Here is a 14,416-nt window from a genome sequence, read left to right on the forward strand (position 1 = left end):
CAGCGGAAGACATCCGAGTGGATGCGCGGCCGCCATTGTGGGGTGCTGCTTTACATAAAGGGGTTGAGAGAAACGTAATCTTTTACGTACTCGGGAATCCGGTTGCGCCAGTCGGCGGGCACGGCGTTGAAATCGGCCATGCCAAACGCTGGGTTGACATACAACTCGGTGAACTGCTTGCCGTCGATGATGGAACGCAGCGATGCATCCGTCACATACGCCTTGAAGAAGTACTTCATGGCCTCGATGGCTTGGGCATCGCCATCGGCCAAGCGGGTTTGATTTGTGAGGATGAACGCCTGGAAAGCGTCTTCCAGCATTTCGTCCTTGGACTTGAACGCGGGGATCAAGCCAAAGACTTTCTGGAGGATTTCCTTGAGCGTCAGGCGGCGGTCCACGCCGGCGGCGCGGCGTAGTTTATCAAGGGTGAAGAACTCGGCCGGCTTATCGAGCAGGTGGTTGACCACGTACTCAATGGCCTGATCCCACTGGCCGTTCTCGATCTGTTCACGCAGCGCTGCATCAGCGCGCGCAGCTTCCTCGAATCGCTCAAAGAACATGCGATCGATCTTCATGCCGTCGGGTCCGACTTGCTGCTGCGCCAGGAAAGAAACAGCATCGCCGCCGAGGTGGCTATACGTAACTTGGTCGGTGCTGGCGTCGCCCATTGCCACAGTCCCTTTCCCGTCGCCATTGCCCGTGCGTGCGGGCAGGCGCAGCACCTCGTCGTAGTTGAACGTCTCTTCAAAGTATTCGCAGTTGGCAAAGAAGTCGAAGAACTTGAATTGCGTTTTCTCTGGTGCAGCCACGAGCGGCTTGAGCCCGTCGTCGTGCAGCGTTTTCAGGAAGTTGTACTTGCGTGTGCCGCGCCCCTTGATCTGCACGAAGTCCGACGGCGAAAACACCGGACGCATCAGCGCAATGTTGAGCAGATCAGGGCAGTCGTAGCCGGTGGTCATCATCCCGACCGTCACGCAAACGCGCGCTTTGGACGTCTTATAGGTTTCGATGAAGTTGGCGGAGCCCAGCAGCTTGTTTTCAGCAAACTGGATCGTGAACTGCTGCGCGTCCTTCACGCTGGAGGTGACTTGCACCGCAAAGTCTGATTGGTACTTGCCTGGAAAGAGCAGGTCCGCTAGTTCATTGAGAAGCTGAGCGAGTTTGGCCGCGTGGTTCTGGCTGACGGCAAAGACGATGGACTTTCCGATCTCGCCACTCACCGGGTCGCGCAGTGCGTGCTGCAGGAACGTCTCACAGAACACACGATTGGTCGCATCGGAGAAGAAGGTCTTTTCGAAATCGGTATGGAAGAAGGTGTCTTCGTCGTCGCCGTCAAGGTCGTCGGCGTCCTGCCGCACAACGGCGTATCCCTCGTCTGCGAGCAAGCGGGCAGTGACATCCGTACGGGCGTCCACCACAACGGGGCTGATCAAGTGGCCTTCCCGCACGCCATCGAGCAACGAATATCGGAATGTGGGTTGCCCAGACGCACAACCGAACGTCTGGTAAGTGTCGAGCAGCAGTCGCCTTTCGTGCTCGCGTGGGTCGCGGGTGCTGGGCCGGTCGGGATTGAATCCTTTTAGGTAGTCACGCGGCGTCGCGGTCAATCCCAGCTTGTAGCCCACGAAGTATTCAAAAACAGCACGAGCATTGCCACCGATGGACCGGTGGGCTTCATCCGAGATAACAAGGTCGAAGTCGGTTGGCGAGAAAAGACGTCGGTACTTATTGTTGAACAGCAGCGATTGCACTGTCGTCACAACGATCTGCGCGCCACGCCAAGCATCCCGTCGCTCTTTGTAGACGACCGTGGTGAAGGTGTTTTTCAGATAGCTGTCCAGATCCTTCTTGGCCTGATTTTCCAGCTCTAGCCGATCAACCAGGAACAGTACGCGGTGTGCATTGGAGGTACGCAAGAAAAGCTTGACGATCGCGGCGGCGGTCAACGTTTTGCCGGTGCCCGTTGCCATCTCGAACAGGAAGCGGGTTTGTCCTTCGGCCACTGCGTCTTGCAACTTATGGACGGCCCGCTTTTGATAGTCGCGCAGGAAGCGCAGGCCGTGCTTGAGGATGAAGGCGTCGCGCTCGGCAAGGTTGCGGTAAGAGGCGTCGCTTTCGTAATCCGGGTATTGGGTACGGACGATGTAGTCAATCCCGACGACTTCGTCCGTCAGTCGATTCGGGCTTGGCTCGAACTTACGATGCTCTGAAATGGACGCTGGGGACGGGAAGCGGACGATCAGCTCGGGGTTGCCCTGCCGCAAATCCCACAGGTAATGAAGATTGCCGTTGGAAAGAATGACGAAATCGCAGCAGTGTCCGCGTGCGTACTTTCGGGCTTGCTCCTTTCCCGCAAGCGGATTTTTGTCTTCGGACTTAGCCTCCAAGACCACCACCGGGTGACCACGCTCATCCAACAGAAGGAAGTCGACAAAGCCGTTGCTCGTGGCCTCGAAGTTGTCACCAAGCGCGTCGAGCTTGACGTTGGCCTCCAGCATGACGTTGGCTTTGCCGCCCATGCCGTCGAGGAGCCGCCAACCGGCTTCCTCGAGCAGTTTGTTGATCTTGATGCGTGCTTGGGCTTCTTTGGCGGCCATGGCGGTCTGCGTCTGAGGCGGAACCCGCACATGATACCGGTTACGTGTCCGCGCTCCTCCCTGGGCTTTGGCCTCCGGCGCCCTCGTTTGTCGTCATCTGCCCTGCGCTTAGCCGTTGACGATCTCCCCCCCATTCGGATGCAGCGTCTGCCCCGTCATGTAGCTCGCATCGGCAGACGCCAGAAAGATGTAGCAGGGTGCCACTTCATCCGGCTGACCGGCCCGGCCTAGTGGCTCCTTGCTGCCGAATTTGGCGACGTGCTCGGCATCGAAGGTGGACGGAATCAACGGTGTCCAGATCGGCCCCGGCGCCACGGCGTTCACCAGGATGCCCTTGTCCGCCAATTGCTGCGCCAATGAGCGCGTGAACGCCACGATCGCGCCCTTGGTGGCGGCGTAGTCCACCAGATGGCCGCTGCCGCGGAACGCCGTCACAGACGTGGTCGTGATGATGCGCGCGCCTTCATGCAGGTGCGGCAGCGCGGCACGGATCAAATAGAACATCGCAAAGACGTTGGTGCGGAATGTGCGCTCCAGTTGAGCGGCATCGATGTCGGCCAGGCTTTGCTGCGGGTGCTGTTCTGCGGCATTGCTGACCACGAGGTCGATCTTGCCGAACATGGCCACCGCCTGCGTGACCACCGCGCGGGCATGCGCTTCGTCGCCCAGGTCGTCGGCAATGGCTTCGCAGCGGCGGCCGGTCGCGCGGACGAGGCGGCAGGTCTGGTTGGCGTCGTCATGTTCGTCCAAGTAGGCGATCAGCACGTCGGCGCCCTCCTTGGCGAAGCCGATGGCAACGGCGCGCCCGATGCCGCTGTCGCCGCCGGTGACGATGGCCACCTTGTCCTCCAGCTTGCCGCTGCCGATGTAGTTCTCCATTTCGGCGCGTGGGCGTGGTGTCATGTCGCTCTCGGTGCCGGGCTGGCGGTCCTGATGTTGTGGCGGTTGCTGCTGTGGCTGGTCTGGCATGGCGGGCTCGCTATGAGAGGGTGGATACACCGGCTTTCAGCACACGGCATGCCATTGCGCCTGAACGCGGCGTGAGATGCACTTGAGAGCGCATGCCGTGCGGCACGCCGCTTGCTCTGCTGGTGGAACAGACTCCACATCAACCACGGAAGGCGCCATGGACATGCTGCTGTTCCTGTTTGGCGAAGGCAAGGATCTGAACCCGCTGCAAACCGCGATGCGTGCGGTGGTGGTGTTCGCCATCGGGCTGGCTCTGGTGCGCCTGTCGGGTCGGCGCTCGTTCGGGCAGCGCGCGCCGTTCGACTTCGTTGTCGCCGTGTTGCTGGGGGCAACGTTGAGCCGCGTGATTGTGGGGGCGTCGCCGTTTGTGGCCACGGTGTCGGCGTCGCTCGCGCTGGTGGCGGTGCACCGTCTGCTTGGGTGGGCGTGCGTGCGGCTGCCGAAGCTCGACCGGCTCATCGCCGGACGCGAACGCGAGGTCTTTCGCGAAGGCCGCTTCGACCAGGGCGAGATGGATGCGGCGCTCATCACCGTAGGCGACCTGCACGAGAGCGTGCGCCAGACCATGGGCACGCGCACGCTGGACGGTGTGGAGGCCGCCATTCTGGAGCGCAACGGACAGGTCAGCCTGATCCGCAAGCGCCGCTGATTCTGCACACCCGCACACGCACACCGGAGCCCGCCATGCGAGACAAGCACCAGAAGAGCAAGCACGACACGCAGCGCAGCATGCGCCAGGGTGAGGTGACGCCGGGCATCACGTGCGACAAGCTGCACGACCCCGGAAAGCAGACGCCCCACGCACCGCCCACCGACCACCGCGGCTGAGCCCAACGTGCCCGCGGCAGACGACGCCCCGTGGTACCGCCGGCTGGGGCCCGGCTTTATCACCGGTGCGGCGGATGACGACCCCAGCGGCATCGCCACCTATGCGCAGGCGGGGGCACAGGTGGGCACCGGCATGCTGTGGACGCTGTTGCTCACGCTGCCCTTGATGATCGCCATCCAGCTCGTCAGTGCGAGGTTGGGGCGCGTGTCCGGCCAGGGCGTGGTCGCCAACATCCGGCGGCATCACTCGCCGGGGCTGGCGTATGCGTTCGTGGCGCTGGTCACGGTGGCCAACGTCATCAACGTGGGCGCAGACATCGCTGCCATGGGCGATAGCGTGCGCCTGCTCGTGGGTGGGTCCGCTGCCTGGTATGCGTGCCTGTTTGCCGTGCTGACGCTCGTGTTGCAAGTGTGGATGCCGTATCGGCGCTATGCGCGCTATCTGCAATGGACCGCGCTGTCGCTGCTGGCGTACGTGGGCACGGCGTTTGTCGTGAAGGTGGACTGGGCGCACGCGCTGCACGACACCGTGGTGCCGCAGCTGCATTGGTCAAAGGCCTATGCAATGACGCTCGTGGCGGTGTTTGGCACCACCATCAGCCCGTATCTGTTTGTCTGGCAGGCCGCCGGCGAGGTCGAAGAGACACGGTTGGCTGAAGACGAAGCGCCGCTCAAGAAGGCGCCGTGGCAGGCGAAGGACCAGCTCGCACGCATCCGCATGGACACCACGGTCGGGATGGTGGTGTCGGCGCTGATCGCCTTCTGCATCATGCTGACGGCCGCATACGCGCTGCACACGCACGGCGTCACGCAAATCGAAACCTGTGCGCAGGCTGCCGAAGCGCTCAAGCCGGTGGCCGGCCGGTTTGCGCAGGCGTTGTTTGCTTTGGGCGTGATCGGCATGGGGCTGCTGGCGGTGCCGGTGCTGGCGGGTTCTGCCGCCTATGCCGCTGCCGAGGCCTTCCAGTGGCACAGCAGCCTGGAGGCCAAGGTGCACCGCGCGCCAAAGTTCTACCTTTTTCTGGTGCTGGTGATGGTCGTGGCCACAGTGATGGTGTTCCTGCCCATCGAGCCGTTCAAGTTGCTGTATTGGGCTGCCGTGCTCAATGGCGTGGCGGCCGCACCCGTCATGGTGATGCTGCAGTTGATGTCGCGCCGCAAGGCGGTGATGGGGCCGTTCCGCAGCTCCCCGTTGCTGCATGGCACGGCCTGGGTGGCGACCCTGTGCATGTGCGCCAGCACGTTGTTGCTCTTTGTGCTGGCTGCGCGAGATTCCTGAAAAGAGAGCCGGCTGCCGCGCAGGCGCTCCGGTTGCGGGCAAGCCACGTTCCACGCCCGCTCGGGTTCGGCTGCCCAGGTGGCCCCGGAATCGCGCGATAATGCAGGACTTTCCTGCCGTTTCCTGCCCTTCGCCGCCTTTCTGCTGCCCCTGCCATGACTGGATTGACCACCGCCCTCCTGCACGCCGACCGTGAAGCCGGCGTCGAGCACTACGCCGTCCACAAGCCGCTGCACACGTCGACCACGTACGGCTATGCCGATACACGCGAGCTGATCGACGTGTTCCAGGGCAAGCCCGGCTACACCTACGCGCGCCAGGGCAATCCGACCACGGCCGCACTGGAAGCCAAGATCACGATGATGGAAGCGGGCGTGGCCACCGCATGCTTTGCCACCGGCATGGCGGCCATCATGGCGGTGTTTTCGACCATGCTGCGCGCGGGCGACCACGTGGTCTCCAGCGCCTTCCTGTTCGGCAATACCAACAGCGTGTTCGAAACGCTGCGCAACATGGGCGTGGAAGTGACGTTCGTCGATGCAACATCCGCCCAGGCCGTGGCCGATGCGGTGCAGCCGAACACGCGCCTTGTCTTCGTGGAAACCATTGCCAACCCCCGCACCCAGGTGGCCGATCTGAAAGGCATCGGCGACGTCTGCAAGGCACGCGGCCTGATCTACGTGGTTGACAGCACGATGACCTCGCCGTGGCTGTTTCGCGCGCGCGATGCGCAGGCGAGCCTGGTGGTGCATTCGCTGTCCAAATACATTGGCGGGCACGGCAACGCGCTGGGCGGTGCGGTGGTGGATACAGGCCTGTTCGACTGGACGGCGTATCCGAACATCTACCCGGCATACCGCAAGGCCAAGCCGGAAATGCAGGGCATCCAGCAGATCCGCAAGAAGGGGCTGCGCGACCAGGGTGCGACGTTGATTGCCGATGCCGCGCATCGCATTGCCGTGGGCGCTGAAACGATGGCCCTGCGCATTGACCGCACCTGCAGCAACGCGCTGGCGCTGGCACGCACGCTGGCCGCGCACCCCAAGGTGGCACGCGTGTACTACCCAGGACTGCCGGATCACCCCGAGCACGCCCGCGCCACCGAGCTGTTCCGCCACTACGGCGGCCTGCTGAGCTTCGAACTGGTGGAGGGCGCAGACTACGTCGACATGCTCGACCACCTGCGCTACGCCGTGCGCGCCACGCACCTGGGCGACACGCGCACGCTGGTGATTCCGGTCGCCCCGACCATCTATTGGGAAATGGGCGCCGAGCGCCGCGCGTCGATGGGCATTGCCGATTCGTTGGTGCGTGTCTCGGTCGGCATTGAGGACGAAGCCGATCTGCTGGCGGACTTTACGCAGGCGCTGGATGCCATTACCGTCGCCTGACGGTCAGCGGAAGAACAGCTCACGCATGCCGAAGGTGTGGTTGGCTTCCGCCGCCATCAGCACCATCAGCACCAGCAAGACCAGGGGCGGCATCAGGATGGCATACACCAGTGCCAGCCGCTCCCACATCATGTGCATGAACACGGAGACGATCAGTCCGGCCTTGGCGATCATCAGCACGACGATCAGGACCCAGCGCGTCAGGCCTTCCACCCGAAAGTAATCCACCAGATACGAGAGCGTGCTGAGCACGAACAGCAGACCCCAGATCTTCAGGTAGATGCTGATGCTGTGCTGCTGGCCGTGGGTGTCGGGAGCGGCTGGCGTGGGGGATGGGTCGGTGTGGTCCATGGCTGCCTCACCACAGGTAGAACAACGCAAAGATGAACACCCAGACGAGATCGACAAAGTGCCAGTACAGGCCCGCGATCTCCACGATCTGGAAGTTGCCGTGTTCGGCAAAGCCTGGCTGTCGAATCTTGCGAGCGACCAGCAACAGGTAGATCACGCCGCAGGTCACGTGAAAGCCGTGGAACCCCGTGATCATGAAAAAGCACGCGCCGAACTGCGCCGCGCCCAGCGGATTGCCCCACGGGCGCACGCCTTCGATCACGATCAGCTTGGTCCACTCGAACGCCTGCAAGCTGACGAAGCAGACACCCAACAGCGCCGTGGCCAGCATGAGCGCGGCGGCACGCCTGGCATTGCGCCTGTAGCCGAAGTTGACCGCCATGGCCATGGTGCCGCTGCTGCTGATGAGCACGAAGGTCATGATGGCGATCAGCAGCAACGGCACCTCCACGCTGCCGATCTTCATGCCGAACACTTCGGCCGTGTCGGGCCAGGGCACCGTGGTCGACATGCGCACCGTCATGTAGCCGATCAGGAAGCTGCTGAAGACGAAGGTGTCCGACAGCAGGAAGATCCACATCATGGCCTTGCCCCACGGCACCTTGAAGGTTTCGCGGTCGCCCGACCAGTCGTTGACGATACCGGGCCAGCCTTCGTGCACGGCGTCGGCCGAGTCGGTGGGGAGCGTGGGATTGCTCATGGCGTGGCTCCATACAACGGCCCGCAGATGGCGCTGACGAATGCGGGCGTGATCCACCACATCGCCGCCAGCAGCACGACCCACACGGCCAGCAGGAAGTGCCAGTACGTCGCGCAGAGGGCAATGGCACGCTGGGTGCGATCGGCGTGCTTGCGCAGGCGGGCGACCGTCACCGCCCAGACGACAAGGCCGCCGATGACATGCGCCGCATGCAAGCCGGTGAACACATACAGAAAGCTGTTGGAAGGGTTGACCGCCACGCCTTGCCCGGTGGTGGACAGTTGCTGCCACGCTGTCCATTGGCCGAAGACGAACAGCGCTGCAAGCGCGCCACCCGCCAGCAGCCAGAGCATTTGGCGCGCGTTTGTGCGCTGTGCCACCGCCATGGCCACGCTGGCCAGCGCCAGCACGCCGGTGTTCCACCACAGTAATACCGGGTGCGGAACCGGCATCCAGTCAGGCTCGCGCATGCGCATGGCGTAGGCCAGGAGCAGCAGCGAGAACAGTGCCGTCACCACGGCCATGAAGACGCGCAGGCCAATGCGGCCCGCGTGCGGCAGTACAGGCGACGCATCGGGCACGAAGTGGCGGGGCAGGGTCGTCATGTGCGCACCCCGCTGGCGTGGAGGATGTCGGTTTGCGTTCCCGCTTCCGGCTCCGTTTCCGGTGCGCCGGTGGGCGGTTCGTTCTGCGGCACGAAGTCATCCGCACGGCCGGGCGGGCTGTACTCGTATGCCCACCGATAAACCACCGGCAGCGTCGGCCCCCAGTTGCCGTGCACGGGCGGCGTCTGCGGAGTCTGCCATTCGAGCGTGGTCGCCCGCCACGGGTTGGCATCCGCCTTCTTGCCGCGCACCAGGCTCCACGCCAGGTTGAAGAGAAACAGCAACTGCGCCACGCCGACGATGATGGCGACGACGGTGATGAACGTATTCAGCGTCTGCGCGGAGGGTGGGATGAAGCTGTAGCCCTCATATGCGTAGTACCGGCGCGGCATGCCCAGCACGCCCAGGTAGTGCATCGGGAAGTAGATCAGGTACGTGCCGATGAAGGTGATCCAGAAATGCGCGCGGCCCAGTGTGTCGTTCAGCATGCGGCCCGTCACCTTCGGGTACCAGTGATAGAGCCCGCCAAACACCACCAGGATCGGCGACACGCCCATCACCATATGAAAGTGTGCGACCACGAAGTACGTGTTGGACAGCGGAATGTCTACGCTGACGTTGCCGAGAAACAGCCCCGTCAACCCGCCGATCACGAAGGTACTGATGAAGCCGATGGCAAACAGCATCGGTACGGTCAGGTGGATGTCGCCACGCCACAGCGTCAGCACCCAGTTGTAGACCTTGAGCGCGGTCGGGATGGCGATGATGAGCGTGGTGGTGGCAAAGAAGAAGCCGAAGTACGGGTTCATGCCCGACACGAACATGTGGTGCGCCCAGACGACGAACGACAACACACCGATGACGAGGATGGCCCACACCATCATCCGGTAGCCGAAGATGTTCTTGCGCGCGTGCGTGCTGATGAGGTCGGACACGATGCCAAAGGCGGGCAGCGCGACGATGTACACCTCGGGGTGCCCGAAGAACCAGAACAGGTGCTGGAACAGCAGCGGGCTGCCGCCGCTGTGCTTGAGCTGCTGCCCCATCGACACCACCGCCGGCACGAAGAAGCTTGTGCCCAGCGTCTTGTCGAGCAGCATCATGATGGCCGACACAAACAGTGCCGGAAACGCCAGCAGCGCCAGCACGGTCGCGGTAAAGATGCCCCACACCGTAAGCGGCATGCGCATCAGCGTCATGCCGCGCGTGCGCGCCTGCAGCGTGGTGGTCACGTAGTTGAGCCCGCCCATGGTGGCCGCCACGATGAAGATCGCCAGCGACACCAGCATCAGCACGATGCCCCATTCGGTGCCCGGCGTGCCCGGCAGAATCGCCTGTGGCGGATACAACGTCCAGCCCGCGCCTGTGGGCCCGCCCGGTACGAAAAAGCTTGCCACCAGCACCAGCACGGCCAGCAGGTACACCCAGTAGCTGAGCATGTTCAGAAACGGAAACACCATGTCGCGCGCGCCCAGCATCAGCGGGATGAGATAGTTGCCGAAGCCGCCCAGGAACAGTGCCGTCAGCAGGTAGATCACCATGATCATTCCGTGCATGGTGACGAACTGGTAGTAATGGTTCGCGTCGATAAAGGCGAATTTGCCCGGAAATCCCAGCTGCAGCCGCATCAGATTCGACAGCACGAGCCCCACCAGCCCGATGGCGATGGCCGTGAGCGAATACTGCACCGCGATGACCTTGTGGTCCTGGCTCCAGATGTAGCGTGTCCAGAAGCTCTGAGGTGGTGCGTGACCCTGGCCGTGGGGGTCGGTGTGTGCGTAGGACATCGCGTCTCCTCGCTACGGTTTCGCCGTGGTCGATGCGGCATCGCCACCTTGCGCCTTGATGTACGCGACCAGCGCCGACAGCTCCTGCTCACTCAGATCGAACGTCGGCATGATCGGCGTGAAACCTTTCACCACGCGGGCCTTCGGGTCGCGGATGAATGCTCGCAAGTACGCCTCGTCGACGTGCGCGGTGCTGCCGTCGGCCATGGTTTCGGTCTTGTCGTAGAGCCCCTTCCACGTGGGGCCGACGCGCGGGCTGCCGTCTACGCTGTGGCAGGCAACGCAGCCTTTGGCCTGGGCAAGCGTCTGGCCTTGCTCCGCCAGTGCCTGCGCGCTACCGCCAGCCGGGGCAGCGGCCTGCACTTTCGCCTTCTGGCTTTGTTCGAAGGTGGTCTGCTGTGCGAGCCAGCGTGCAAACGATGCCTCGTCTTCCACGACCACCACACCGCGCATGTTGGAGTGTCCGATGCCGCAGAGCTGCGCGCACAGGATGTCGTAGCGGCCCGCCTTGGTGGGCGTGAACCAGAACGAGGTGATCATGCCCGGCACCATGTTCATGCGTGCCCGGAACGGGGGGACGTAAAAGTCGTGCAGAACATCGCGCGAGCGCGCCAGTACCCGGATCGGCCGGTTGATCGGCAAGTGCAGTTCAGGTGTTTCGATCAGGTAGTTGTCGCGCCCGTTCGGGTCAGCCGGGTTCATGCCGAACGGGTTGTCGTTGCTCATGTATCGCACGTCGGTCGTGCCGAGCTTGCCGCCGGGGCCGGCAAAGCGGAAGCGCCATTGCCACTGCTGGCCGAGCACCTCCATCTGGAGGGCGTTCGGTGGCGGGCGTACGTAGTCGGCATAGACGAACAGGCCGGGCGCGAGCAACGCCGCCACACCCAGGGTGGTAATGCCGATCAGCCACCATTCCAGGCGCCTGTTGTGCGGCTCGTAGGCGGCGCGCTGGTTTTGCTCGCCATCGCGATGGCGATAGCGCAAGAGCGCCGCGACGACGAAGAGGTTGATGGCGACAAACAGCACGCCCGTGATGACGATGGTGATCGTCAGCGTGTCGTCCATGCGCACCCAGTTGGAGGCGATCGGGGTGATCCACCACGGGCTGGCAAAGTGAAACCCCACCGCCAGCACGACGATCAGCACGAGCGCAATCGCAAGGGCCATGGGCACCTCCGGGCGAGGGACTCCCTCAACACGCTAAAGACAGGCTAGGTCGCGCACTCGGATCGTGCAAGGCAACGTAAGGACGAGGCGCACCCGGCGTACGGATCGCGCCAACCCGCCATTTGCGTGCTGCGCCGCAATGCAAAACGGCCGCCTGCGGCATGTGTTGCCAGAGGCAGCCGTCTCCTGATGGCGCCGCCTAGCTTGCGGCGCCGCAGGAAAAAGGTCGGCGTATCAGTGCATCGGTTCGCGTTCGCGCCGCTCCAGCATGCCGTAGGTGATGGCCGTCACCACCCCAAACAGCAGGTTTGCCAAGAGTGGCCCCGAGCCGCGCTCCGAAGCAAACCATGGAAACACCGCCGTCATGCCGTAGAAGTTCACGACGTACGCCACGATGCCGAAAGCCATGCCGACGGCCGCGAGCATGCCCGGGCTCGAATCGAAATGGAACGGCGCGATGATGGCCCCGAGAATCATCCCCATGATGGCGCCCAGCACGAAGTGCAGCACGAGCGCCGTCGCCACGATGCTGTAGCTGAACAACGACAGCTCTTCCAATGCGCCCCGGCCCATAACCATGGCGGCGATCTTGTGGGTCGGGCGCCAGGGGCTTTCATTGAGCACCATGGTCGACCAGAAGAACTCGAGCACGATGACCAGGGCACCGCCCACGATGCCTGCCACGCTGGCCGCGAGCCAGTCGGGCATGCGGCGCTCCCAATGATGCGATTGCATGTGCAGTTCCATACGAACCTCCTGCTGATGTCTCTACGCAAGCACTTAAGAATCGGAAGCGCCACTTACGGTGCTGCAAAGCGTCGCGCGCCAAAGTGCCCTATGCCAAATCAGTCTGGCAGATACGGGTGCCAACGCAAGGTACAAAATCCATGCGCATCGCACAGCACTACGGCGTTCTGCTCGAACGTGAGCATGAGGGTGTCGGCCATGGCCGGGTCTTCGATGAACAGGAGCAGGCTTGGCTCGGGCTTCCACGTGTTCGCAGGCGCATCCTCCGGCGGCCCGCCCTCGCCAGAGAGCCAGGACATGCCGCGTGCGATGGCCCAGGCAAGCAGCTCGGCTTGCCGCCCAGTATTCTCGTCGGCAGACACCGTGCGCGAAAAAGGCTGATGCGCCGTCACGAAGACGGCCCATGGTGCATTGGCTTGCGCGAGCAGTGCGGCCACGCATGGGTTGATGGCATCGACGCGCAGCAGCACGTCGCCCTGCGGCGCGCTGACGCGATATCGCGCGCCGCGGTAAGCGGCAATCAACTCAGGCGTAGGGACGGGCGGATGGCGGTGCATTGTTGCGTCGCATGGTCGCGGCCATCTGATTTGGCGCAACGCAAATGGGCGGTCGATGTCACAGAATAGCGTGTGGGTGGCCGAGGCGCCGCCCCAGCGCAGTATTCCGACAACCACTCTCCTGCGAGGCTTGAACCATGTACAAGAAGATCCTGGTCGCCATTGATGGCAGCGAAACCAGCAAGCTGGCCCTGGCCGAGGCCGTGCGCCTGGCCAAGGCATTCCAGAGCACCGTACGTGCGGTCTATATCGTCGACAGCCCGGCCATGCTGTTCGACGTCGGCTATTACGACCCGACAGAGCTGCGCAAGTCGTTTATCCAGGCCGGCACAGCGTTGCTGGCCGACACTGCCGCCACGCTCACCTCTGCTGGTTTGCAACAGGAAACGGTGCTGGTGGAAACCCAGAACGTGGGTGAGGATGTGGCGGCTGCCCTGCAAGGCGAAGCGGTGCGCAGTGGCGCCGATGTGGTGGTGATCGGCACGCACGGCCGCCGTGGTCTGGCGCATGCGATGTTGGGTAGCGTGGCCGAAAAGTTCATCCGCCAGGCGACCACGCCGGTGTTGCTGGTGCGCGGCCCGGCCAAGGGCTGAGCTTCGGTTGTCCGTGCGCGGGCGCAGGCTCCTGCCCGCGCATGGCGGATATGATGTTGGGATCCAGGGTCGCGGCCTCACAGGCTTGCGACCCGATTTGCCCCAACCGAGCGTATCCGTCGCCGTCCCATCATGAACATCCATTCCGACGCGCCGCAGCGTCGCGCCATCCGTACCCTGACCGCGCTTGAAGGGCGCGTGCTCGGCGTTCTGGTCGAGAAGCAGCACACGGTGCCCGACACCTACCCGTTGACACTCAACGCGCTGGCGGCCGGCTGCAATCAGAAAACCGCACGCGCGCCGGTCATGTCTGTCACCGAAGCCGAGATTCTCACGGCCATTGACGGGCTGAAATCGCTGAGCCTCGTCATGGAAGGCAGCAGCAGCCGCGTGCCGCGCTTCGAGCACAACATGAACCGCGTGCTCGGTGTGCCGAGCCAATCCATCGCGTTGCTTACCGTGCTGCTGCTGCGTGGCCCGCAGACCGCAGCCGAGCTGCGACTGAATGCGGCGCGGTTCCACGCCTTTGCCGACATCTCATCCGTTGAAGCGTTTCTGGATGAACTGGCGGAGAACGATCCGCCCTATGTCGTCAAGCTGCAGCGTATGCCGGGGGAGCGTGAAAGCCGTTGGATGCACTTGCTGTGCGGTGAAGTCACGCAAGCCGACATGCGGCAGGGCGGCGCCGTTGACGAGTCGATCGCGCCGTCTGAGTTTGAAGCGCTCAAGGCGGAGCAGAAGCAATTGGCCGACAAGGTGGCCAGGCTTCAGGCGCTTGTCGAACAGATGGCCGGTGAGCTGGGTATCTCGGTCGACAAATCGATGCTGTAAACGCGACCGGCCCC

Annotated in this window: 15 protein-coding genes; 6 read left to right on the forward strand and 9 right to left on the reverse strand. The window is 63.3% G+C overall.

From position 1 onward, the window contains the following. Positions 1-50: 50 nt before the first annotated feature. Both R2N16_RS09820 and R2N16_RS09825 read right to left on the reverse strand, forming a co-directional pair. Positions 51-2,597, reverse strand: coding sequence for a DEAD/DEAH box helicase family protein (locus R2N16_RS09820; protein WP_316665477.1), 2,547 nt, complete (start codon positions 2,595-2,597; stop codon positions 51-53). A 108-nt stretch (positions 2,598-2,705) separates the two neighbouring features. Beyond that, the gene (locus R2N16_RS09825; RefSeq protein ID WP_316665478.1) at positions 2,706-3,566 is read right to left on the reverse strand and encodes an SDR family oxidoreductase; all 861 of its coding nucleotides are present in this window, start codon (positions 3,564-3,566) and stop codon (positions 2,706-2,708) included. Between the two features lie 157 nt (positions 3,567-3,723). Between R2N16_RS09825 and R2N16_RS09830 the strand changes: the two genes are divergently transcribed. The 4 genes from R2N16_RS09830 to R2N16_RS09845 all read left to right on the forward strand — a co-directional run bounded on the left by R2N16_RS09830 (position 3,724) and on the right by R2N16_RS09845 (position 7,064). Beyond that, positions 3,724-4,215, forward strand: a complete 492-nt coding sequence (locus tag R2N16_RS09830; protein WP_316665479.1) for a DUF421 domain-containing protein — start codon at positions 3,724-3,726, stop codon at positions 4,213-4,215. Positions 4,216-4,250: 35 nt separating this feature from the next. Next, the gene (locus tag R2N16_RS09835; protein WP_316665480.1) at positions 4,251-4,394 is read left to right on the forward strand and encodes a hypothetical protein; all 144 of its coding nucleotides are present in this window, start codon (positions 4,251-4,253) and stop codon (positions 4,392-4,394) included. Between the two features lie 7 nt (positions 4,395-4,401). Continuing rightward, positions 4,402-5,673, forward strand: a complete 1,272-nt coding sequence (locus R2N16_RS09840) for an Nramp family divalent metal transporter (protein ID WP_316665481.1) — start codon at positions 4,402-4,404, stop codon at positions 5,671-5,673. Between the two features lie 155 nt (positions 5,674-5,828). Next, a complete protein-coding gene (locus tag R2N16_RS09845; RefSeq protein ID WP_316665482.1) occupies positions 5,829-7,064 on the forward strand; it encodes a cystathionine gamma-synthase family protein in 1,236 nt (411 codons plus the stop codon). A 3-nt stretch (positions 7,065-7,067) separates the two neighbouring features. On the opposite strand, the gene R2N16_RS09850 is transcribed toward R2N16_RS09845, so the two are convergent. The 7 genes from R2N16_RS09850 to R2N16_RS09880 all read right to left on the reverse strand — a co-directional run bounded on the left by R2N16_RS09850 (position 7,068) and on the right by R2N16_RS09880 (position 12,978). Next, positions 7,068-7,415 carry a cytochrome C oxidase subunit IV family protein gene (locus tag R2N16_RS09850; protein WP_316665484.1) on the reverse strand — a complete coding sequence of 116 codons (348 nt, stop codon included), beginning with the start codon at positions 7,413-7,415 and terminating at the stop codon, positions 7,068-7,070. Between the two features lie 7 nt (positions 7,416-7,422). Further along, entirely contained in the window at positions 7,423-8,115 is a 693-nt protein-coding gene (locus R2N16_RS09855) for a heme-copper oxidase subunit III family protein (protein WP_316665485.1), read from the reverse strand. After that, positions 8,112-8,720, reverse strand: coding sequence for a cytochrome c oxidase subunit 3 (locus tag R2N16_RS09860; protein ID WP_316665486.1), 609 nt, complete (start codon positions 8,718-8,720; stop codon positions 8,112-8,114). The genes R2N16_RS09855 and R2N16_RS09860 overlap by 4 nt, the downstream gene beginning before the upstream one ends. Further along, positions 8,717-10,507: a cytochrome c oxidase subunit I gene (gene ctaD / locus R2N16_RS09865; RefSeq protein ID WP_316665487.1), complete on the reverse strand. Its 1,791-nt coding sequence runs from the start codon at positions 10,505-10,507 to the stop codon at positions 8,717-8,719. The genes R2N16_RS09860 and ctaD overlap by 4 nt, the downstream gene beginning before the upstream one ends. Before the next feature lie 12 nt (positions 10,508-10,519). Continuing rightward, positions 10,520-11,674 carry a c-type cytochrome gene (locus R2N16_RS09870; protein WP_316665488.1) on the reverse strand — a complete coding sequence of 385 codons (1,155 nt, stop codon included), beginning with the start codon at positions 11,672-11,674 and terminating at the stop codon, positions 10,520-10,522. Between the two features lie 234 nt (positions 11,675-11,908). After that, positions 11,909-12,421: a hypothetical protein gene (locus R2N16_RS09875; protein ID WP_316665489.1), complete on the reverse strand. Its 513-nt coding sequence runs from the start codon at positions 12,419-12,421 to the stop codon at positions 11,909-11,911. Between the two features lie 98 nt (positions 12,422-12,519). After that, positions 12,520-12,978 (reverse strand): DUF3293 domain-containing protein, encoded by a 459-nt coding sequence (locus R2N16_RS09880; protein ID WP_316665490.1) that lies wholly within the window; start codon positions 12,976-12,978, stop codon positions 12,520-12,522. Positions 12,979-13,115: 137 nt separating this feature from the next. Here R2N16_RS09880 and R2N16_RS09885 point away from each other — a divergent pair, with 137 nt between their 5' ends. Then, the gene (locus R2N16_RS09885; protein WP_024977942.1) at positions 13,116-13,571 is read left to right on the forward strand and encodes a universal stress protein; all 456 of its coding nucleotides are present in this window, start codon (positions 13,116-13,118) and stop codon (positions 13,569-13,571) included. Between the two features lie 132 nt (positions 13,572-13,703). Continuing rightward, positions 13,704-14,402, forward strand: a complete 699-nt coding sequence (locus tag R2N16_RS09890) for a YceH family protein (RefSeq protein ID WP_316665491.1) — start codon at positions 13,704-13,706, stop codon at positions 14,400-14,402. The last annotated feature ends 14 nt before the right edge of the window (positions 14,403-14,416 follow it).

This window comes from Ralstonia psammae, assembly GCF_958405935.1.
GTDB lineage: Bacteria > Pseudomonadota > Gammaproteobacteria > Burkholderiales > Burkholderiaceae > Ralstonia > Ralstonia psammae.